The following is a 19,212-nucleotide window of genomic DNA, read 5'->3' as shown; positions in this document are numbered from 1 at the left end:
ATGGAATATCCTAAATTTATATGGGCACCTGACTTAGGTGCTAGTTGCGAAGAACAGCCGTTTGTTAACGTTACAAAATTTGGAGACGGCTATGAAGCAAGAGTTGGCTATCTAATCAACTCTACGCCGAAAAATTGGACAGTAACTTTTACTACTAATCTCGAAACTCACACAGCCATAAAAAATTTTTTAAGGGCTAGAAACGCTACTGAAAACTTTGAATGGAAGTCTCCCGATGGGGATGTTAATCGATACGTTTGCCGATCTTGGACAACAAAACAATCGAGTTTTGGCGTTTATGAAATATCGGCAACTTTTGAACAGGTTTTTGAGTAATGACAATTAAAGCGGAACAACAAAAGCTCGCTCCAACTGCATTAATAGAGTTGTATGAAGTTACGTTAAAAGAAGCTCCAGCAAACGAAGAGCCATTTAGATTTCATACTGGAACTTCTGGTCTTAATAAAAATGTTATATGGAGGGGCAATGAATACGTTGCTCTTCCCATTGAAACTGAAGGTTTTGATATAAACACTCAGGGTAGTCTTCCACGTCCAAAACTTAGAGTTGCTAATGTCAACGGTATTTTCTCAGCTTTGCTTAGAGAAACCGAAGACTTAATTGGAGCGACTTTAACAAGAAAACGAACTTTCGTAAGATATTTAGACGCAGTTAATTTCCCTGACGGCAACCCCTCTGCCGACCCTACGCAAGAATTTCCCGCTGATGTTTGGTTTATTGATAAGAAAACACTTGAAACTCGTTACTTGATTGAATGGGAGTTGGCTAGCGCTTATGACTTGCAGGGCGTAAAACTACCGAGACGGCAGATCATTCAAAACTCTTGCCAGTGGAATTACAGAGACGGCAACTGTAACTATCAAGGTAGTTATTTTGATAAAGACAACAAGCCATGTTTAAACAAGAAGGACGACACATGCCCTAAAACATTGAAAGCGTGTGAAATTCGTTGGTGTTCGGTTGGTGGAGGAACTGCAATTCTTCCCTTTGGTGGATTTCCTGGAGCAACAAGAACTTAAAATGAAAATTACAAAAGAACTCTATAACCTGATGAAAGAAGCAGGAATTAAAAACTACCCCAAAGAATCTTGCGGCTTGATTTACAAGAAAGGAAAGAAGGGTGTTCCAGTGGAATGTAAAAACATTTCTAGCGAACCCGAACATAACTTTTTAATCTCAGCCTCAGACTATGCAGAGACTCTCTGTAAGGGGGAAATTATTGGGGCTTGGCACACACATTGCAATTGCGATGCAAAACCTAGTGACGCAGATAGACAAGGGTGTGAAAATACTGAACTTACTTGGTTTATTGGCGAAGTTCATAAAAACGACAAGGGAGAAGTTTACTTCGGCGAAAATGTCGAGGTTTTAGCCCCAACGGGTTTTGCACAACCTCTTCTTGGCAGAAATTATTGTTATGGAACCTTTGATTGCTATACCTTACTTAGAGATTACTACAAGCAAGAGTACAGCATTGATCTAGGTGAATGGGAAAGAGAAGAAGACCCATGGCTTAATGAAGATAATTATTTTGAAAATAAAGCCAAAGAGCTTGGTTTTGAACTGATTAACGGAGAGCCGAGAAAGGGTGACATTTTCCTTATTCAGATAGGACCAAGCGGAGCTGATCATGTAGCTATTTATGTTGGAGAAGATAAGATTCTGCACCACATTAATGGTCGTCTTTCCAATACCGATGTTTATGGCGGGTCTTATTGGCAAATACGCACCCTTTCTCATTGGAGACACAAGAATGTTAACTAAGGTTTACTTAGAGGGGGCTATGGGTAGAAACTTCGGCAGAGAGTGGACTTTAGATATTCATACTCCTGCTGAAGCGTTACAGCTAATACGGGCCAACAAACCGCATTTTGCTCAATGGGTTAGAAACAATCTTAGTCGCTACGAAAAGTGCATGATTATTTGTAAATATGCAGACGGAAGAGTCGAAGCGTTGGATGAAAAAACAATGTTAATGCACAAGGAACCGCAAGAGATTCATTTTGTTCCGACCGTCTATGGTGCGGGTAAATTTATGGGCGCTGTTGTCGGGGCGCTCATGATCGTTGTTGGTGTTGTTGTTTGCATTTGTACGTCATGGACAGGAGTTGGTGCGCAATTTGGTGCTAGCTTAATTGTTGCAGGAGCTGGAATGTTGGTCAGCTCTATTGTTACCGCCATTATGGGAAGGGTAAAAAGAAATGATAACGATGATAAAGGCACATCTTATTACTTCAACGGCGCTCAAAACACCACTCGACAAGGAGTCCCAGTTCCTTTGATTTTTGGTCGCTGTAAAGTAGGTTCCGCAGTAATCAGCTCCTCTATCAACACTTCTGAAGCGAACGAAACTCAGACTGGAAAACCTGGAATTGTTGAGTTAATTAAAGATAGAAAATGACAAATTACGTTGCGGGAGCAGGAGGCAGTAAGGGGAATAAGCAGTCTAATGACGAAAATACTTTATTTTCTATTGCCTCGTTACAAGTTTTAGATTTAATTTCCGAAGGTCAAATTGGAGGTCTTGTTGATGGAGCAAAATCAATTTATTTTGATGATGTTCCGCTTCAGAATCAGTCTGGCTCCTTTAACTACGATAATGTCTACGTTAAAGAAGCCAGAGGTACTCCTTTTCAGGACACGATGCAGGGCTTTGAAAGCACGGTTATTCCTGTCGAGGTCGGAGCTGAAGTCAAACACGATTATCCTGTTGTACGTTCAATTACAGAAACTAATATTGATAAAGTTCGTTGTGGAATTTCAATTCCCTATCTTTATCGAGTTGATAACGGCCTAAAGAAAACCTCTATTGAATTTAAATTTGAGATTGCCATTAACAACGATGATTTTGTCGATTATGGCACTAAAAAAGTTGAAGGCAAAACATCTTCTCAATACCAAAGAAGCTATACATTTGAGCTTCCGCAAAAAGATTCAAAGGGGAAGGCGCCAGAGCGGTGGCTAATCAGATTAACCAAACTGTCTCCTGAAGCGGATGATGATTATGTTGCCGCACTTTCTTTTACAACGATGTTTCTTATTTCAGAAACAAAGCTGAACTATCCAAACTCAGCAATTATTGGTATTTCTGCCACTGCTGAAAATTTAAGCAATATTCCAGCTCGCTCATACATCGTTGATGGCTTATATCTTCAAGTCCCAAGCAACTATGACAAGGCCAGCAATACATATACAGGTGTTTGGGATGGCACTTTCAAACTTGAAGTCTCAGACAATCCTGCGTGGATTTTGTATGGTTTGCTTACTAACCCTAGATGGGGATTGGGTCAGTTTATTAAACCAGAACAAGTGAATAAAGCCAAACTCTATGAGATTGGACGGTATTGCGACGAGCTTGTAGATGATGGTTTTGGAAAAAAAGAAAAGCGCTTTTCCATTAATACACAGGTCACAGAACGTTCTGAAGCCTATGAATTAATCAATTCAATTACGGCAGTTTTCAGAGGTATGACCTATTGGGCAATGGGTCAAGCCAATTTTACCTGTGACAAACCAACCGAACCGTCAGTCCTTTTTACTCAAGCTAATGTCGTAAACGGGGAGTTTAGATATACAGGTTCTTCAAGGGCTGAGCGACATTCTGTTGCTTTGATTACATGGAACGACCCTGACCAAAACTATAAGCAGGTTGTTGAGTACGTTGAGGACAGAGACCTTATAGAAAAATGGGGCGTGCGTGAATCAGAACTGACGCTTTTTGGATGTACATCCAGAGGCCAGGCGATTCGAGCAGGCAGATGGGTTCTTTACACCGAGCAGTACGAATCAGACATGATTTCATTTACTGTCGGTTTGGACTCTGCCCTTGTTCTTCCTGGCGACATCATTAAGATTCACGACCCATACCATGCGGGCAGAAGACTTGGTGGGCGCTTGAAGTCATGTACGTTAACGAGCGCAACATTAGATGCTGAAACGGCGTTTAAAGCAGAGGCTAATCCAAAGATTTCTATCAGAATGCCCGACAATTCGTTCGTCACAAGAACGTTGAAAGTTTCGGATAGCGAAGCAAGAGCAGAGGTCTTCTGGGATGAGCCACTTCCATCTTTACCTGTTGATTATGCAATTTGGATTATTGAGGAAGAGAACCTTGTTCCTCAAATTGCACGAGTGGTCAACATTTCTCAAGGTGAAGAAAAAGGCACTTTCAATATTGACTGTATTACCTACAACAAAGGGAAATACGATCTTATTGAAAAGGGCTGGGAAATTTCGCTTCCCAACACTTCTGAAATTGATCCATACGATGTTGGTAAACCGACGAATCTCAACATATCAATTTCAATTTCAAAGTCCGCCACTGGCCTTAAAACGGGTAATTTGGAGCTGTCTTGGACGCCGGCACAAAATAACTCGTCGTGGATTGTTGAATATCGCATTGAAGATAAAGACGGCAACGGAGAAGCTTGGACCTCTGTAGAAACAAAGTCTCCGTACTACACGATTCCCAATGCTCAGAATGGTCTTTACCATATTTATGTCTATGCCAAAGGCGTTTTGGGAACTTTGTCTGACCCACTTGAGACATTCTATGATTCAGAAGACGGACTACCGTCGCCAGATGATATTCAAGACTTTACCATTATCAAGCGCTCTACCTATCTTGAACTGAACTGGACAGCGGTTGAGGGCGCTTTGGGTTATGAAATTAGAGTTGGCGACTCTTGGGATGCTAGCGAAACGATTATTACTAATTTCGCAGGCACTTCTTTTATTCACGACCAAGATAAAGCAGGGACCTATTATTACCACATTCGTGCAATTAACGCCGATGGTTCGCTCTCTAAGCACGTCACAACAACAAAGCTTGTCTTAGAAGCACCAATAACGCCCGTTAACTTTCAAGTAGTTCGTTCAAATGAGCGACTTGAATTAAAGTGGGACTCCAATCCCGAACCCGATATTACTTTCTATGAAATTCGAGAAGGTGTTAACTGGTCGGCTTCAACACTATTGGTTCAAGTAAAGGTGAACCACTGCACCATTCCTGTTGGTGCAGAAACAAGAAGAAAATTCTGGATTAAAGCTGTTTGTATGCCTGGAATTTATTCTGAATCTGCTGACTGGGTTGAAATTGGTGTTGTTAATGACAAAGACAAGAACATCGTTCTTGAAATGCACGAAAGAAGTCTTGGATTCCCAAATCATCGTGTTTACATGCACAACGAAGGTGATGACTTGGTCATGGATGATGATAGAAGACGTTGTGAATACATCATCCCTGTTGATCTTTACCAAACGCACTATGCTCATAACTCCTTCTCGGCAACTGTTGCATCTGTTGCTTCTTCAAGAGACGACACCACAACTTGGGATGATTTAACATGCGACTTTACTGCGCCAGGAGCAGAGCGATCTTGGAGTTTAGAAGGCGATCAAAACGACGTTGAGTCGTTTAAGCAAATTGCTTTAGCTTATGGACTAAGTTCTTCTGATTATGAAGGGATTGCGCTTGAGGGCAACACAAATACGCTTTCGGGGTATAAAGCGACTAGCGCACAGGAACATTATGATCTTGGCAGATACTCGTCGGGTTTTTTGACAAACCCGTTGACATATGCGAATTGGCAGTTGGTTGATATTCCAGAGCAGTTTAGATTCAGTTTTTGGTTTAAAGCTCAGAATCAAGGTCGTTACATTTGGGCGGAAATTTTGCAATTAACAACGGAAGACGGAAAAGGTTTCTACAAGTTTTATTACAACACAGAAGAAAAAACACTAAATGTTGAATGTAGCGACGGAAAGAATCTTTCTTTTGTTGTTGACATGACGCCTGATGATTATTACTGCATTGCCTTTCACCAAACCCCAACAGAACGTGGTTTCGGTTATGGGATATTAGGTAAACAAACAAACTTTTTTACAGTAGCCGCCACTCCTCAGGGTGTTATGAAAAAATTATCAGTGGGGCGAAGTTCGTAATTTTCTATAAAAAGTTCTTGACAATATTTTGAAATTTATATAAAATATTTTCTTCATAAGAATAAAAATAAAATGAAAAAATCAGATACTTTCAATATAGTTGGTTGCTTAACGGCTGAACTTTTCAAATCTGACGGCACATACGAGGTAACTCACAAACACAACGCCATTCTGAACATTGGATTTGATTTTATTGCAGACTCCATTGGCAACTCTTCATCTCGTCCTGCCCCGATGGGCTACATTGCTCTTGGCACTGGTACAACGGCGGTTACTGGTACACAGACAGAATTAGTTTCACAGTTGATGGCTAAGGCCGCAACATATGCGCACGATGCAGGAACAAAGGTATTTACCTTCGAAACAACCTTTAATAAAGGCGAAGCAACAGGCGCTTTGACCGAAGCCAGTGTTCAGAATGCTGAAACTGGAGGTGCTTTGATCGACCGTGTTGTGTTTCCTGTCATCAATAAAGGGGCTGAAGATACGCTCAAGATGACGTTTACCTTCACAATGTCTCAGTCCTCATAAATGTCCTCCATTGTTATTTCGCCCGCAGAGGCCAAGTGGCGAACATGGGTGAATGAGAATCAAGGATTGGGCACTTGGGATGACGATCGAAATTGGCTTTGGCACTTCCCAACAAATTATGTTGCCAATGTCGAAGAAGAAGTTGCAACCAGTGACTTCTTCGTCAACGATTTAGCTGTTGAAAAGATTGAGCCATTAAGCATTCTTGCCCAAAAGAGCGCAAGACCGCATCTCACTTTTGAAGAGAACATTCTTGCTTCTGACAGTCTCAGCAACACTCTAGTCTTCAATCGAGAGATTGAAGAGAGTTTTGCCTTGACTGAAGTAAGGGAAGCTCTTATTGGGAAAAATTGCGAAGAGATTTTCTTACTGAAAGACGAAATTAGAAAGGATATTGAACAGATTGTGCGTGATGCTTTAATTCTGCACGATCTTTGTGAAAGAAGAATTTCTTGGATTAGAGATTACAGCGAGGTTCTTTCGCTTGATTCTACAAAGAATGAAAAAGACATCAGTGTCTTTAAAGCGCAGACGATCAGTTTTTATGATGCTATCAAAGAGGTCGCTCGGGGCGTCTTGTCTGACATCTTCATTCAGAGCGGCATTTGGTCAAGAGACACGCTTGATAAATTCGTGCGTAATGGTGGCCGTCACGTCGGTTATACAACGTTTAAAGAATTTATTACGGGCGATTACGAATATCAGAAAGCACTGTTCCGACTAGCAATTGAATCAACTTCGGCAGACCGTGGGCTTGTAGAGCAAATTGATATTTCTATTGACGTTGATGACGTTTATGACAGAGGCTCCTGCACCGTCACAGACAGAAACTATGGCGGTAACGTTCAGTTCAGCAGACCTTTCAGTATTGCGCCAGAAGTCACAGTCACCATGCGTTCTGGTAACGCCCTTACAGCCATTAGACCTGTAGTCACAAACGTCACTACTGCGGGCTTCAATGTGATGCTCTACGACGTTGAGGGACAGAAGACTACAGGCACATTCACGTGGACAGCGGCAGGTTACTAATGAGAAAAATAATATCCGTTTCGGGCGGTAAAGACAGTACAGCAGTCGCTTTGCTCGCTATGGAACAAAACAAACCTGAAGACGTCATTTTCGTTTTTTGTGATACAGGAAACGAACATCATTTAACTTACGAATATTTGAATTATCTCGATGAGTTTTTTCAATCAAAGGGTTTTTCAAAGATCAAAAGGTTAAAGCGAGACTGCACCGAAAGATTGAAGCGTAAAGCGGAAAGACTTAAAGACAGACCTGAGATTGCAAAACTCATAAAGCCGACAGGAAACCCGTTTCTTGATATCTGTTTGGTTTATGGAAGGTTTCCCGACTTCAATCATCGGTTCTGCACAAAAGAACTGAAGGTAAAAGTTTTTGATGACTTTGTTAATCAGTTTCTTGAAAAGGGAGAGTCTGTTGAATCTTGGACTGGTGTCAGAGCTGATGAATCGGTGAAAAGATCAAAGCTCCCCGAAAGAGAATTAAGAAAAGAACACAAGAAAACGGGCGCTCAGTGTTGGGATATAAGACCTATTCTTACTTGGACTACAGAAGATGTCTTCAAGAAGATAGAAGAGAGCGAAATCAAGGCTAATCCGCTTTATGAAATGGGATTTTCTCGTGTCGGTTGCACTCCCTGCATCTTAGCTAACAAAGCAGATTTAAAACTTTTAAGTGATCTCTCTCAAATCGAGTTCTACAAAATTGAGATGTGGGAAAAGTATCTTCAAAAGGGTTCAGCTAACGGAACAGCGACTTACTACTACTCAAAGGGTCATGAAGGCGTCTGGGCGAAAGTTCTGTGGGCCAATACTTATATCAAACGGGGAAGGCCGAAAAAGGAAGCGATAGATGGCGGCACAAGGTTATAAAGAAATCCAATTAACGACACCGCTGAAAGATTCGTTGCCGTTAATTTTGCACAATGACGAAGCAAGCATTACGTGTTCGGCAGGAATTGAATTTCCTGAAGAGAACTTAAAGGAAGGCATGCTTTGCTTTCGATCTGACCTACAAAGACTCTTTCAGCGCAGAAGAGGAGTTTGGGTAGACATCCTAGCAAGTCTCGATAACGACATTATTGAGCTTGGTGAAGCGATTGTGGAGGCTTTTAACGAAGTTGACGAAGTGGTATTAAAAACAAAAGCCGATCAATCAGAGTTTGAAAAACTTAAGACAGAGTTTGAAGCGTTCAAAAACAGTGTCTCTGCAAATTATGTCAGCAAAGCAGAGCTTCAAGCTCAGATTGATGAAGCATACGCAAGTCTTGCGGGCACCTAGGAAGAGTTAAATGGCAACATTGAAACAATTGATTCAAAAAGCTGGCGAGGTTGCGGTTCTTAAAGCTCATCCTGTTGGAAGTTACTTTATTACTGAAGAAGACAGAAACCCTGCTGAAATTCTTGGACTGGGGGGGGGTAAGTACTTGGGTTAAACTCGAAGGTAGAGTTTTACTCGGAGCAAACTCAACTTATCCAGTAGGAAGTGAGGGCGGGGAAGCAACGCATACTCTCAGTGGTTCGGAAATGCCAGCTCACACCCACGACAGAGGCACGATGCAAATCACAGGCAACTTCCCGACATTCGATTGTGGCGGAAAAGAAGAACCTTATGGAGCTTTTTACTATGCAGGTGGTGGCAAAACAAGAAGAGAGGGAACTACAAATACTGGTTGGGATTATCGAGTAGGTTTTGAGGCCTCAAGAGCATGGACGGGCTCAACTTCTTCAGCAGGTAGTTCTCAACCTCACAATAACCTACAGCCTTACAGAAGCGCATACATTTGGCGAAGAACAGCGTAAATGAATTTAGAACAACTATTAGAAAAAGCAATTCAGAAAGCAAAGTTAGAAGCCCATCCCGTGGGCAGTTACTACTTTTCTGATGTATCTACCCCCCCCCAGTGAAATTTTGGCGGGACGTGGGTACAGGTAAAAGATAGGTTCATTCTGACCGCAGGAGACACCTATCAACAAGGACAAACGGGCGGTGAAGCAAGCCACACTCTAACGGCATCAGAATTGCCAATACACAGTCACTACATAACCAAACAGATTTTTATGGTTAGTAATCCTGGCGCAGTCTTCACGATCAACGATTCAAACTTTGATGCTTTGGCAGCCACTGACTGCGCCGTTGCAGATGGCGGCGTTATGGTTCCTGACAACTTAAAAAGCATTGTCAACGGCGGTGGTGGTAATCAACCTCATAACAACCTTCCACCGTATGTAGTTACTTACTGTTGGAAACGAACAGCATAAATGAATTTAGAACAAGTTTTAAACAAAGCAATCGAGAAGGCAGTTAAACAAGCAAAACTCGAACTGTATCCCGTTGGTTCCTACTGGTTAACAGAAGGTTCTCAGAATCCCGCTGATGTAATTGGGGGGGGGTATGGGAGAAAGTAAGAGGTCGGTTCCTATACGGTGAAACAGACACAATACCAGTTGGTACATTGGCTGGGGAATCGAACGTCACCTTAACTATAGAGAATATGCCGAGACATACTCACAGAGTGTACAAGGATGATTACTACTCGGCTAATAGCAACGGAGTAACTAACACCACTAATACTTGGAAGCAAGCGTTGGTAAACACAAGCAACACAACTTGCAATATCGCAACTGAATACGTCGGCGGAGGCCAATCGCACAACAATATGCCCCCTTTCCGATCAGTGTTCATTTGGCGCAGAACAGCATGACGAACTTAGAAGAAGTAATCAATAAAGCAGTCGAAAAATCGGTCAAAGAAGCAATATTGGCCGCGCACCCAGTCGGTAGTTTCTACTTTAGTGATAACGACATCAACCCCGCTGAAGTGTTCGGGGGGGGGGTATGGCAACGAATAGAAGAGGCATTTCTCTTCGGTAGAGATACTGCTCCCGCTATGGGTCAGACGGTAGGGGCAAGAGGAGGCGAATATTCTCACACACTTTCACAAGGTGAAATTCCAGCTCATCATCATAGATTAAAGTGGACAAGTCAAGATACATCAGTCGAACCCGCTGGAGATCATTGGTGTTGGGTTCTTAGATTTGGTTGCGGAAGAAACGAATGGGCGTGGGAAGAAGCCGAACCAAAGAAGCAATACGAAACGGTCGGCAGTTCCCAACCTCATAACAATATGCCCCCTTATTACATTACAAATATTTGGCAACGCACGGCTTAAATGACAGAACAAAAAGATTTAAAAGAACTAATCAGAGAAGTTTTGCTTGCGGTACATCCCGTTGGCTCGCTTTTCTTCACTAGTGACGACCGTAACCCCGATGTAATTCTATTCGGGGGGGGGTATTCTAAATGGAAGCGAATTGAAGGAAGATTTATTTACGGAGCTTCTGAGAATCGTCCCATCGGTCAGACTGGCGGTGAAGAAAGTCATACCTTGACATTGCAAGAAATGCCCACTCATAACCATAAAGGTATTTATTGGAGCTATGAGAACGAAGGTGGTTGGCAGGTTGATTTAAACGTTGGCACAATCGGATATGGTTTGTCATGGCAAGGATTGGGCGGTTCGACCACTGGTGGCGGCGGTGCTGGCGACCCAAATAAAGATCTGCAAACTGCTTCAACTGGTGGTTCTCAAGCTCATAACAATCTTCCTCCATTCGCAGTTTATGCGATATGGGAACGAATCGAATAAAAGTTTTCTCATTGAGACGAAACCAAGAAGGTCAATAAAATGGCAACACTAAAAGACTGTATAAACCTAATTCAAGAGCGCCTCGCTGACAAACTAGATAAGAGGGGGGGGGGTAAACAGGGCGATTTAAATGTCAGCGGATGGTGTTCTGTTGATGGCAAGATGTGGATGAATGGTGACGCCGCTGTTAAAAACGAATTTTCGGTTAATGGAACAAGTTGGTTAAATGGCGATACTAATCTCGGTAATTTAACAAAGTACAAAGGCAATGAGATTGGGATTAAAGCCCATGACTTTATCGCAATATCATCTGTTAATGTTACCACTGAAAGCACCGATACGCCTGACTTTTGGAGAAAACAACCAAGAGGGTGCTATTGGTATAACCAATTAAATTGCTTAAAGGCTCAACCTAATCAATATGGTTACTTGATTCATTGGACAGGAAGCGGCAGTGAAGTATTTCAAATGTTCATAGATGCGCCAAGCGGAAGAATGTATACACGTGGGGCAAATAGCAACGGTTGGAACGGCAATGGCACTTGTATATGGTTCAAGGCGAGCAACGAATAAAAGAAAATGCCCTCGGGCATGTTCAAGACCCGAGGGCAACCGAGCTACGTATCGAAATTCATGAGAGGTAATTTCGTAACTCGATCAAACATAAGCGAATAAGCTCATTGTACACAAATTTCTTCGCTTATGTTTGAGGCAATTCAAATTGCCTAGTAAAAGAAAACCAAAGGGGAAACCCTCCTTTTGTAGAGAAAACAAATCATTCAGAGATGAATTTACAGAACTTGTCGTCAAAGATGACGTACAGCGTTCTTCTCAAAACAAAGAATATAACACTACTAAAAGAAGACCATAAAAATGGCGAAACAAACAAAGGCACAAATCAAAACTGCGATAAGAAATGTTCTTGATAAAGTCGCCGTTGGCTCAGAGGGTGGGTCGTTAAGCGGTTCTCTCATCATTGAGGGGGAAGACAATTTTATTAAAGCTCCCAACATTATTGTGGGAGAAAATAAGATTACTGACCTGCTAGATACAAAAGTAAACGTTGATGACGATCAAGTTATCAATGGGAAAAGGGTTTTTACAGGGAAAATAGAAGTTTTTAGTAACGCCATCAATATAAGCAACAAAAATGTAATAAAGGGCGTTACTCCCGCTTCTAATCAATATCAAAGCATTACTTTTAATGCGGGTAATAATCGAGCCATAGATACAGAGTTGAATTCTGGCAGTTATGACACTCGCATGGCCATTCTTGAGCATCAAACCATGGCAGACGGTTCAGTGGATTTTCACATGGGCTGTTATAGAAACGTCGCAGATTCAAGGGATGCTAATTTGCTTCGTATTGGTTTTGATGCTTCTGGTGTCCCTTTTGCTTCTTGTTGTACGCCTGTCGCAAGTTCAAATAGCGGTGCAATTGCCACAACACAATGGGTGACAGCAAAGGCCGACAATTATTTGCCGCTAAGCGGTGGCAAGACCATTACAGGAACCCTTACTGTAAACGGCATTACAACCATCAACAACGAAATGCGAGTAGGGGGTTCTGTCACAAATCAACTTCGCTTGATTTACAACAACAAAGCAGTCATTTGTAGAAACGATGGCGCAAATTTCTATCTCATGACGACTAACACCGACGATGCGTTGGGTGGTTATAACGATCTCAGACCATTGTTTTTCAATTTGTCGAACGGCACTGTGACTATGGGTCACGGATTAAGACTGAACGCTGGTCAAATTACAAAAGCGTCAACTTCGACATCTTGGTGTAAAGGGCGTGACACTGCGCTTTTACGAATTACCGACGGGGAACATTATTGTCCAATATTGTCGATGAAGTGCAATACGGGAAGTTGGGAGGTTGGCTCTTCAGGCTCTGCAAACGGTTCCAATCTTTCGTTCAGTTTTATTTCGGACGCTAATTACAATTCAAACACAAACACACAAACTTTCAATCATAGGTTCGACCAAAACGGCGATTTTATTGTTCATAGAGATATACGAGCGTCTGGTGGTTGGGTTTACGGAAACTCTTTCAGAGTAAATTCCGATAGACGCTTGAAGAAAGACATACAAGATGTCGATTATGAATTGCCAAACGCTTCGCTTAAGACGTTCAAGTTCAAGAACGATATAAAAGAGAAAACACACATCGGTTATATCGCTCAAGACATTAAGACACAGACACCTCAGTTTGTCGATACAGACGAAAACGGAATGCTGAGCTTGGACGAATCAGCTCTTTTGATGACAGCAATCCATGAGATTAATCGTCTGAAAGCTCGCATTGCAGAATTGGAGAAGAAGCTATGACTTGTGGATTTTTGAACTCAGCAGGAACCGACCTCGACTCTTTGTTCTTAGTAAACAATTCAAATGCTGGAGCGCTGGGATTTCAAACCTCAGCCGCTCAGGATTTAGGAAACCGTTTTGCGACGGGTTCACTGGGCTATTCTGTTGGCTACAGAAACAGCGCAAACACAGATATCGGGACCCTGCGAGGAAACAGCTCTGCGCCTGTTTTTTCTGCCTATAACGCAACGATGAACAATCTCTATAACTCTGGGAAAACGCAGTGTTATCACGGCAGTGGCGAGGACCAATACAGTCACGCCCAAAGATACATGCGAGGCTACATTTACGTCACAGGAAGTTGTTCTGGATATGGTTCTTCAGCACCAACATGGCAAGTGTGCATTTGTCACTACCACACTGAAGGCGGATACACACATCACTATCGTCTAGCTGTTGTTGCCGATTCAACCGCCCAAGTAACTCCTTCGCCGTGTCTTGACTTAAATCCAGACAGATTAGCCGCCAATACAGAAGGACCGTGGATAACTGTCAAAAATAACGCAAGCGGCGCAAGCAGATCAATGAACATTGCCTTTGGCCTTTACTCAAATGATGGTAGAGGCGGTAACTCTTATGGCGAATGCATTCGGGTTTATCAACGGTTCTACAACTCCTACGGCACAACTTCTTGGGTTTCAAATTCCTTTAACTTAGGTTCATAACAATGAAAAATCGATACAACATTCAGATTCTCGGCATTTACGATTCCGCAGATAACTTAGAAACTCAAAGAAAAATTTACGAAGCGCTTTCTTTGATTGACGAACTGACATTAAAGGCCGTTTCGGTTGATATGTGGTGTGACCCAAACGGCACAGTCCGTACTTGGGATGACGAAGGAAACGAGATTACCGAGGGCTACATTTCGATTGTCAGACCTCCCGATAACGCCATTGAACCGCCTGTCGTCAATAAAGAAGAGGATGACATTGAGGAGGTTGTGACTAACGACAGCGCAGAAGAAACGACTGCTCAGAAAGAAGAGATTTAAGGAGAAAAAATGGCTTACAAATACAATGTGATGATTAATGCCGTCATTACTGACGAAGATTCGATTTCTGCACAGAAAAGCATCGAACAAGCATTTAAAACCATCGGCACTCCTTATGTCTTGAAGACAATCAATCTCGATCAGGTTTTCGGCTACGACGAGAAGCCTTTGGAGGTAAACCTTCCTGCGCAGACTCCTGAACAAATCATTCAGAGACTCACCATTGAAGTGCAGAAAGTAATGGACGAAGAGGCAAAGAAATTGAATTACGACTCTATCTTTACCGCCATCACTTACGAAAACGACACCAATCCGAAGTTTGCGGCTGAAGCAAAAGCATTCAAAGAGTGGCGTTCTCAGATTTGGACAACTTGCTATGCGGTTTTGGATGAAGTGTTAGGCGGAAAGAGAGACATTCCCACGCATGAAGAACTGATTGCTCTTCTTCCAGAACTCGTTATCTCTTATGACTAAATTAATCGCCGCTCAAAGATTTTATTTTGGCGGTTTACCAATAAGCAAAACCGACCCGTTGACCGTCATGAATAGAATGTTTGCGGGATGGTTCTGCGCAGACAGATTTGGAATACTCAACAAACATTCTTGTTTTGATGTTGCGGAGTTCAACGAAAAGTTCCCTACCGCAAAGAATCTGAAGATCGCTGATATTTGTGATGTAAGGGCAATCGAGCTGATGAAGCAAAACAAGCCGATTGTCGTTCTTTGGTCAGGAGGCGTCGATTCGACAGCAATCGTTTGTTCTTTTCTAAAGAACAATATCCCTCTTGACCAACTGACGGTCGCTTACTCAGCAATGACTGAAGAAGAGTATCCGTACTTTTTACAGGTCATGAAAGCGCAGGGTATTAATGTCATTCGACAAGACGACATTCCGACATATTGCGATGAACTTCGTGACTGTTTAGCCATTAATGGCTGGTGCGCAGATCAGTTGTTCGGCTCAGACATTCATCGATTCAACTCTGAACTCTACAACTATGATTGGATGAATGGCATTAGAGAGATGATGAAAGTAAGACGAATCAGACTTACGGAGCGCTCTTTTAATGTCATCGAACAGATTTATTCGGACTACGCAAAACGTCTGGGACTGAACGTTAAACACTTTTGTGAATTCACGTGGATGTACAACTTCGGCATTAAGTGGTCATATGTGCGTGAAGTTCAAAGAATGCTTTGCACAAGAAATGCCTCAAGAGAATGCGTTGTCAACTTTTTTGAAACAGACGACTTTCAATCTTGGTCGGTAAACAACTTTGAAAACATAAAACTGCACAATGTTTTCAAAGAACCCAAGTGGTACAAGAAAGAACTGAAGCAATACATCTTCGACTACAACCACGACGAGGATTACTTCTTAAACAAACCAAAAGTCAATTCTCGATCGACCGTAAAGCCTGAAGGCAGAAGAGTTTTTGTACTGGACACTGACGGTTATCACATCTTTCAGTACAAGAGTAAATCCGAAGACAATATCTCAGCATTACAACAAAAAATAAGCGAAAAGTATTTGAAGCATGAATACTAATCAGTATGCGACAGCTCGTGGACTGACGACAAATTTTTATGCAAAGTCGATAGCCGCAACGTGGATTTGGGCACCTGCTCTTTTTGTTTCCAGTCAAATTGCTTATCAGTATGGCATTGCTGGATTTTTAATGTTCTTAATTCCCAATGTTCTGACGCTTCTAATCTTCGGTTATATTTGCGACAGATTCAACATAAACGCCTCAACAGCTGTTGAAGCAGTTAAAAAAGCAGGAAGAGTTCAAGAAGTTGAGCATCTAACAATGACGGGCGCATTGTTAATAGGTTCAACATTTGTCCAGATTTTGGGAATCCACGCTTTGCTTTCCCAATGGTTTGAGCTTCCAAGAATCGCTAGCGCCTTGTTGGTTTTAGCTTTGTCCTTCCTGATTATCTTCGGGAAAGGCTTGAGAGCTTGCATCAAAACCGACGCTTACAAGTGGGAAGTGATTTTCTTAGCGGGCGTCGCCTTGGTTTTCGGCGCTGAGCACACAAGCACCTTAAATTTCGGCGGGCATGTTGATTTTAATTTTCTGAATCTCTTCTTGAGTTTCGGTATCCCCACTGCAATTGGTTTGTTGTCAGCACCATATGCAGACACAACATTTTGGCAAAGAGCAAACAGCATTGAGCGAGGACAAAGGTTCAAGACTTTTGCATTTGCCAGTTTGTTCTTTATATCAATCCCAATCATTTTCTCTATCTTGGGATTCTGCGCCCCGACAGTTGAGAATTGGCAGTTGCAGGTTGTCGCATCTAATCCATTCTCAATAATGATTTTGGGCGCCGCTGTACTTTCGGCTCTCATTGCCACGGTTGACTCTAATCTTTGTGCAGTGGGCGCTCTTGCAAAAAAGGGCAGGGAGAACCTAACAATCATAGGTTTTTGTACGTTGCTAACCGCATTGTTCTGTTGGTTGGACAATCTGACAATCGTTGATCTGTTCTTGCTTTACGGGACATTGAGAACCATCGCCTGCGTTCCTACCTTGCTGATTATGACAAAGCGCTATGAGCCTCGCAGATTGCAGATAGCGACAGCGGTTGCAATGATGATCTGCCCTCTCGGTTTTGCGCTTGCCCAACCCTATTCATTTGGTTGGATTTTCACTGTTTTAGCACTTCTAATTCCATTACTAGGATACAAACATGAAACATCCCGACGCATTTCAAGTTCTGATAGCTTTTGACCAACTGCTGAACACATTCATCGGTGGCATGGCTGACGAAACACTGAGCGCCAGAGCTTATCGTCATTCGATCGAAGAGAACGGGAGAGAATGGCCAGCCTGGATTATCAATCACCTGTTTTTCTGGCAAAAGGAGCATTGCTATCAAGCATACTTGAGCGAAAAAGCACGTTCCCACTTACCAAAAGATTATCAATAACTCTCAGAGACTTGGGCAAACGGCAAACAACAATAAAAAGGAAAAAGACATGCCTGACAAAGACCCAAACAATTGGGAACTTACCTTCTGGGCTTTTTTGACAGGTTTGGGATTGGCAGGAGGAATTATTCGGTACATAGAGGACTACCGAAAGGAACTTAAGCACAACCCAAACACCCCTCACAAATTTACATTAGTAGAACTTCTAGGAAAGGCTTTTTCTTCAGCTTTTGCCTGCATTGTCATTTATTTCATTTGTAAGGGTCTCAAAATTGACGACCTTGTTGCTCTTGGGCTTTCTGGCGTTGCGTCGTACTTCGGCACTGAAAGTCTCGGAGTAGTTTTTCAACACTTTAACAAAAACAATAATAACAATGATCACTAAACCTTTTAGCGCCTGGTCTCCTGAATTGGCCGCCGACTTTATTGAAGAATTTGAGGGCAGAAAATTAAAAGCCTATAAATGCACATCGGGCGTTTGGACAATAGGAGTAGGGCACACTAAGAATGTGAAGCAGGGGGATATTATTAGCAATGACGAGGCAACAAGACTTTTTCATCTTGATTTGCACTCTCACGCAAATGGTTTGGCTTCAGCAGTCAAAGTTCCCGTCACAAAGAATCAGTTCATCGCACTGCTTTCTCTCGCCTTCAACATCGGAGTGACAGCGGCAAGAAACTCAGATGCCGTCAAACATTTAAACAACTATGAATATCAAAACTCCGCTGACGCTTTTCTCAACTGGAGAAGGTCTGGCGGAGTGATTTGTCCAGGACTTGTACGGCGCAGAAATGCAGAGAGAAAGCTCTTCTTGGAGGACATGTAAATGAAAAAGCCGTTGGTTTCTCGCCTAATTACGTGGTATCAAAGCGATCACTTCAGAAAAGATGTTGTAGACAAGATTTTAAAGACTGTTCAAATTTTTATCTTTGTCGGTTTTGGTTATTTGCTCGGTTGGTATTCAGTTGCATTAGAAGTGTCTAAATGCGAAATAAGAATGGAACAACTTTCTCATGAAAACACCCGAATGATGCTCGGCATTGCCAAAAAGCATCAAGAGTCTCTTGAGAAACAGCGCAATTCTTATCAGCTTCTAATCAAGAATGAGCTGACGAGTTTGGCTAAAAAGGTTGAGTCTAATAATTATAAGATTCATGAAAACCAAAAACTCATTGATAAAAATAGTCATTTAATAAAGCAAAATCGGAATAATCATGCAGTGGGTAGTGGTAGTAATCGCTAGCGTTATCTGGTTTGCAACTTGTTCGTATTACGAAGAAAAAATTGCAGTGCTCGAAAAAGAACACGCAGTGGCGTTGCAAACTCAGGCTCAAACAAACGAGAAATATTTTCTTGAAGAGTTTCAGCAAGAAAAAGAGAAATATGAAAAACTTTTGCAAGAATATAAGCAGGCTCGGCTCGATGTTGCTGACGTGCGCAGTTCTAACGACAGGATGCGCCAGCAACTGTCCGCCTTGTCCCGAGTGCAAACAAATAAAGATCGAGAAACCTGCATTAGAGAGCTTAATGAATGTCGAGAGGTGGCAGTCGAATTATCTGATCTTGCAGGACAGGCTTACGAAGCATTTGAACTTCAAAAAAGAGCCGACAAAATAACAGGTAAAATAGTAAAGTGATAGATGATATTCTGAACCACTTGAAGATTATGACCAAGATTATTGAAAAATCTGAAAGCCGCAAGACTCAGAGGGAACTCTTGAAACAAGGCTCGACACAA

The 19,212-nt window shown here is 42.2% G+C and carries 25 protein-coding genes and 2 pseudogenes; all 27 read left to right on the top strand.

All coding sequences use genetic code 11. From position 1 onward, the window contains the following. Entirely contained in the window at positions 1-336 is a 336-nt protein-coding gene (locus tag E5987_RS04110; RefSeq protein ID WP_160334825.1) for a phage tail protein, read from the top strand. Further along, positions 336-1,040, top strand: coding sequence for a phage minor tail protein L (locus tag E5987_RS04105; RefSeq protein WP_160334824.1), 705 nt, complete (start codon positions 336-338; stop codon positions 1,038-1,040). Before E5987_RS04110 ends, E5987_RS04105 begins: the two co-directional genes overlap by 1 nt. Beyond that, a complete protein-coding gene (locus E5987_RS04100) occupies positions 961-1,785 on the top strand; it encodes an NlpC/P60 family protein (RefSeq protein ID WP_160334823.1) in 825 nt (274 codons plus the stop codon). The genes E5987_RS04105 and E5987_RS04100 overlap by 80 nt, the downstream gene beginning before the upstream one ends. Then, positions 1,775-2,422 carry a tail assembly protein gene (locus E5987_RS04095; RefSeq protein WP_160334822.1) on the top strand — a complete coding sequence of 216 codons (648 nt, stop codon included), beginning with the start codon at positions 1,775-1,777 and terminating at the stop codon, positions 2,420-2,422. Before E5987_RS04100 ends, E5987_RS04095 begins: the two co-directional genes overlap by 11 nt. Continuing rightward, positions 2,419-5,964 (top strand): TipJ family phage tail tip protein, encoded by a 3,546-nt coding sequence (locus tag E5987_RS04090; protein WP_160334821.1) that lies wholly within the window; start codon positions 2,419-2,421, stop codon positions 5,962-5,964. The genes E5987_RS04095 and E5987_RS04090 overlap by 4 nt, the downstream gene beginning before the upstream one ends. A 72-nt stretch (positions 5,965-6,036) precedes the next feature. Next, positions 6,037-6,495, top strand: coding sequence for a hypothetical protein (locus E5987_RS04085; RefSeq protein WP_160334820.1), 459 nt, complete (start codon positions 6,037-6,039; stop codon positions 6,493-6,495). Continuing rightward, positions 6,496-7,524 carry an H-type lectin domain-containing protein gene (locus E5987_RS04080; RefSeq protein ID WP_160334819.1) on the top strand — a complete coding sequence of 343 codons (1,029 nt, stop codon included), beginning with the start codon at positions 6,496-6,498 and terminating at the stop codon, positions 7,522-7,524. Further along, complete coding sequence (locus E5987_RS04075) at positions 7,524-8,390, top strand: phosphoadenosine phosphosulfate reductase domain-containing protein (RefSeq protein ID WP_160334818.1); 867 nt, start codon at positions 7,524-7,526, stop codon at positions 8,388-8,390. Before E5987_RS04080 ends, E5987_RS04075 begins: the two co-directional genes overlap by 1 nt. Beyond that, positions 8,371-8,799, top strand: coding sequence for a hypothetical protein (locus E5987_RS04070; protein WP_160334817.1), 429 nt, complete (start codon positions 8,371-8,373; stop codon positions 8,797-8,799). The genes E5987_RS04075 and E5987_RS04070 overlap by 20 nt, the downstream gene beginning before the upstream one ends. 10 nt (positions 8,800-8,809) lie before the next feature. After that, entirely contained in the window at positions 8,810-8,953 is a 144-nt protein-coding gene (locus E5987_RS04065; protein ID WP_160334816.1) for a hypothetical protein, read from the top strand. Continuing rightward, positions 8,922-9,320: a phage baseplate protein gene (locus tag E5987_RS13440; protein ID WP_420901716.1), complete on the top strand. Its 399-nt coding sequence runs from the start codon at positions 8,922-8,924 to the stop codon at positions 9,318-9,320. Before E5987_RS04065 ends, E5987_RS13440 begins: the two co-directional genes overlap by 32 nt. Before the next feature lie 123 nt (positions 9,321-9,443). After that, positions 9,444-9,779, top strand: a pseudogene (locus E5987_RS13435) (phage baseplate protein); the annotation flags it as partial. Positions 9,780-9,916: 137 nt separating this feature from the next. Continuing rightward, positions 9,917-10,222 (top strand): annotated as a pseudogene (locus E5987_RS13430) (phage baseplate protein); the annotation flags it as partial. Next, complete coding sequence (locus E5987_RS04055) at positions 10,219-10,689, top strand: phage baseplate protein (protein WP_160334814.1); 471 nt, start codon at positions 10,219-10,221, stop codon at positions 10,687-10,689. The pseudogene E5987_RS13430 and the gene E5987_RS04055, both read left to right, overlap by 4 nt. Further along, entirely contained in the window at positions 10,690-11,166 is a 477-nt protein-coding gene (locus E5987_RS04050; RefSeq protein ID WP_160334813.1) for a phage baseplate protein, read from the top strand. Positions 11,167-11,205: 39 nt separating this feature from the next. Further along, on the top strand, positions 11,206-11,739 hold the full coding sequence (locus E5987_RS04045; RefSeq protein WP_160334812.1) for a pyocin knob domain-containing protein: 534 nt from the start codon (positions 11,206-11,208) through the stop codon (positions 11,737-11,739). A gap of 300 nt (positions 11,740-12,039) precedes the next feature. Further along, positions 12,040-13,503 carry a tail fiber domain-containing protein gene (locus E5987_RS04040; RefSeq protein WP_160334811.1) on the top strand — a complete coding sequence of 488 codons (1,464 nt, stop codon included), beginning with the start codon at positions 12,040-12,042 and terminating at the stop codon, positions 13,501-13,503. Next, complete coding sequence (locus E5987_RS04035) at positions 13,500-14,207, top strand: hypothetical protein (protein WP_160334810.1); 708 nt, start codon at positions 13,500-13,502, stop codon at positions 14,205-14,207. The genes E5987_RS04040 and E5987_RS04035 overlap by 4 nt, the downstream gene beginning before the upstream one ends. A gap of 2 nt (positions 14,208-14,209) precedes the next feature. Beyond that, on the top strand, positions 14,210-14,536 hold the full coding sequence (locus E5987_RS04030) for a hypothetical protein (protein WP_160334809.1): 327 nt from the start codon (positions 14,210-14,212) through the stop codon (positions 14,534-14,536). 9 nt (positions 14,537-14,545) lie between these two features. Further along, positions 14,546-15,010 (top strand): hypothetical protein, encoded by a 465-nt coding sequence (locus E5987_RS04025; RefSeq protein ID WP_160334808.1) that lies wholly within the window; start codon positions 14,546-14,548, stop codon positions 15,008-15,010. A gap of 67 nt (positions 15,011-15,077) precedes the next feature. Then, complete coding sequence (locus tag E5987_RS04020; RefSeq protein ID WP_160334807.1) at positions 15,078-16,085, top strand: adenine nucleotide alpha hydrolase family protein; 1,008 nt, start codon at positions 15,078-15,080, stop codon at positions 16,083-16,085. Further along, positions 16,075-17,274 (top strand): SLC5/6 family protein, encoded by a 1,200-nt coding sequence (locus E5987_RS04015; protein ID WP_160334806.1) that lies wholly within the window; start codon positions 16,075-16,077, stop codon positions 17,272-17,274. The genes E5987_RS04020 and E5987_RS04015 overlap by 11 nt, the downstream gene beginning before the upstream one ends. After that, a complete protein-coding gene (locus E5987_RS04010) occupies positions 17,234-17,473 on the top strand; it encodes a pseudouridine synthase (protein WP_160334805.1) in 240 nt (79 codons plus the stop codon). The genes E5987_RS04015 and E5987_RS04010 overlap by 41 nt, the downstream gene beginning before the upstream one ends. Before the next feature lie 49 nt (positions 17,474-17,522). After that, positions 17,523-17,858, top strand: a complete 336-nt coding sequence (locus tag E5987_RS04005; protein ID WP_160334804.1) for a phage holin family protein — start codon at positions 17,523-17,525, stop codon at positions 17,856-17,858. Beyond that, positions 17,848-18,300 carry a lysozyme gene (locus E5987_RS04000; RefSeq protein ID WP_160334803.1) on the top strand — a complete coding sequence of 151 codons (453 nt, stop codon included), beginning with the start codon at positions 17,848-17,850 and terminating at the stop codon, positions 18,298-18,300. Before E5987_RS04005 ends, E5987_RS04000 begins: the two co-directional genes overlap by 11 nt. Next, a complete protein-coding gene (locus tag E5987_RS03995; protein ID WP_160334802.1) occupies positions 18,301-18,717 on the top strand; it encodes a hypothetical protein in 417 nt (138 codons plus the stop codon). Further along, positions 18,689-19,111 (top strand): hypothetical protein, encoded by a 423-nt coding sequence (locus E5987_RS03990; RefSeq protein WP_160334801.1) that lies wholly within the window; start codon positions 18,689-18,691, stop codon positions 19,109-19,111. The genes E5987_RS03995 and E5987_RS03990 overlap by 29 nt, the downstream gene beginning before the upstream one ends. The last annotated feature ends 101 nt before the right edge of the window (positions 19,112-19,212 follow it).

Source organism: Parasutterella muris, from assembly GCF_009767915.1.
GTDB lineage: Bacteria > Pseudomonadota > Gammaproteobacteria > Burkholderiales > Burkholderiaceae_F > Parasutterella > Parasutterella muris.
Note: the sequence above shows the minus strand (reverse complement) of the source record. Positions and strands in the feature narration are given on the sequence as shown.

Bases quoted from the DNA above. Each gene is read 5' to 3' on its own strand.
- E5987_RS04110 (WP_160334825.1), top strand. From the start codon at position 1: ATGGAATATCCTAAATTTATATGGGCACCTGACTTAGGTGCTAGTTGC.
- E5987_RS04105 (WP_160334824.1), top strand. From the start codon at position 336: ATGACAATTAAAGCGGAACAACAAAAGCTCGCTCCAACTGCATTAATA.
- E5987_RS04095 (WP_160334822.1), top strand. From the start codon at position 1,775: ATGTTAACTAAGGTTTACTTAGAGGGGGCTATGGGTAGAAACTTCGGC.
- E5987_RS04090 (WP_160334821.1), top strand. From the start codon at position 2,419: ATGACAAATTACGTTGCGGGAGCAGGAGGCAGTAAGGGGAATAAGCAG.
- E5987_RS04085 (WP_160334820.1), top strand. From the start codon at position 6,037: ATGAAAAAATCAGATACTTTCAATATAGTTGGTTGCTTAACGGCTGAA.
- E5987_RS04080 (WP_160334819.1), top strand. From the start codon at position 6,496: ATGTCCTCCATTGTTATTTCGCCCGCAGAGGCCAAGTGGCGAACATGG.
- E5987_RS04075 (WP_160334818.1), top strand. From the start codon at position 7,524: ATGAGAAAAATAATATCCGTTTCGGGCGGTAAAGACAGTACAGCAGTC.
- E5987_RS04070 (WP_160334817.1), top strand. From the start codon at position 8,371: ATGGCGGCACAAGGTTATAAAGAAATCCAATTAACGACACCGCTGAAA.
- E5987_RS04065 (WP_160334816.1), top strand. From the start codon at position 8,810: ATGGCAACATTGAAACAATTGATTCAAAAAGCTGGCGAGGTTGCGGTT.
- E5987_RS04055 (WP_160334814.1), top strand. From the start codon at position 10,219: ATGACGAACTTAGAAGAAGTAATCAATAAAGCAGTCGAAAAATCGGTC.
- E5987_RS04050 (WP_160334813.1), top strand. From the start codon at position 10,690: ATGACAGAACAAAAAGATTTAAAAGAACTAATCAGAGAAGTTTTGCTT.
- E5987_RS04045 (WP_160334812.1), top strand. From the start codon at position 11,206: ATGGCAACACTAAAAGACTGTATAAACCTAATTCAAGAGCGCCTCGCT.
- E5987_RS04040 (WP_160334811.1), top strand. From the start codon at position 12,040: ATGGCGAAACAAACAAAGGCACAAATCAAAACTGCGATAAGAAATGTT.
- E5987_RS04035 (WP_160334810.1), top strand. From the start codon at position 13,500: ATGACTTGTGGATTTTTGAACTCAGCAGGAACCGACCTCGACTCTTTG.
- E5987_RS04030 (WP_160334809.1), top strand. From the start codon at position 14,210: ATGAAAAATCGATACAACATTCAGATTCTCGGCATTTACGATTCCGCA.
- E5987_RS04025 (WP_160334808.1), top strand. From the start codon at position 14,546: ATGGCTTACAAATACAATGTGATGATTAATGCCGTCATTACTGACGAA.
- E5987_RS04020 (WP_160334807.1), top strand. From the start codon at position 15,078: ATGAATAGAATGTTTGCGGGATGGTTCTGCGCAGACAGATTTGGAATA.
- E5987_RS04015 (WP_160334806.1), top strand. From the start codon at position 16,075: ATGAATACTAATCAGTATGCGACAGCTCGTGGACTGACGACAAATTTT.
- E5987_RS04010 (WP_160334805.1), top strand. From the start codon at position 17,234: ATGAAACATCCCGACGCATTTCAAGTTCTGATAGCTTTTGACCAACTG.
- E5987_RS04005 (WP_160334804.1), top strand. From the start codon at position 17,523: ATGCCTGACAAAGACCCAAACAATTGGGAACTTACCTTCTGGGCTTTT.
- E5987_RS04000 (WP_160334803.1), top strand. From the start codon at position 17,848: ATGATCACTAAACCTTTTAGCGCCTGGTCTCCTGAATTGGCCGCCGAC.
- E5987_RS03995 (WP_160334802.1), top strand. From the start codon at position 18,301: ATGAAAAAGCCGTTGGTTTCTCGCCTAATTACGTGGTATCAAAGCGAT.
- E5987_RS03990 (WP_160334801.1), top strand. From the start codon at position 18,689: ATGCAGTGGGTAGTGGTAGTAATCGCTAGCGTTATCTGGTTTGCAACT.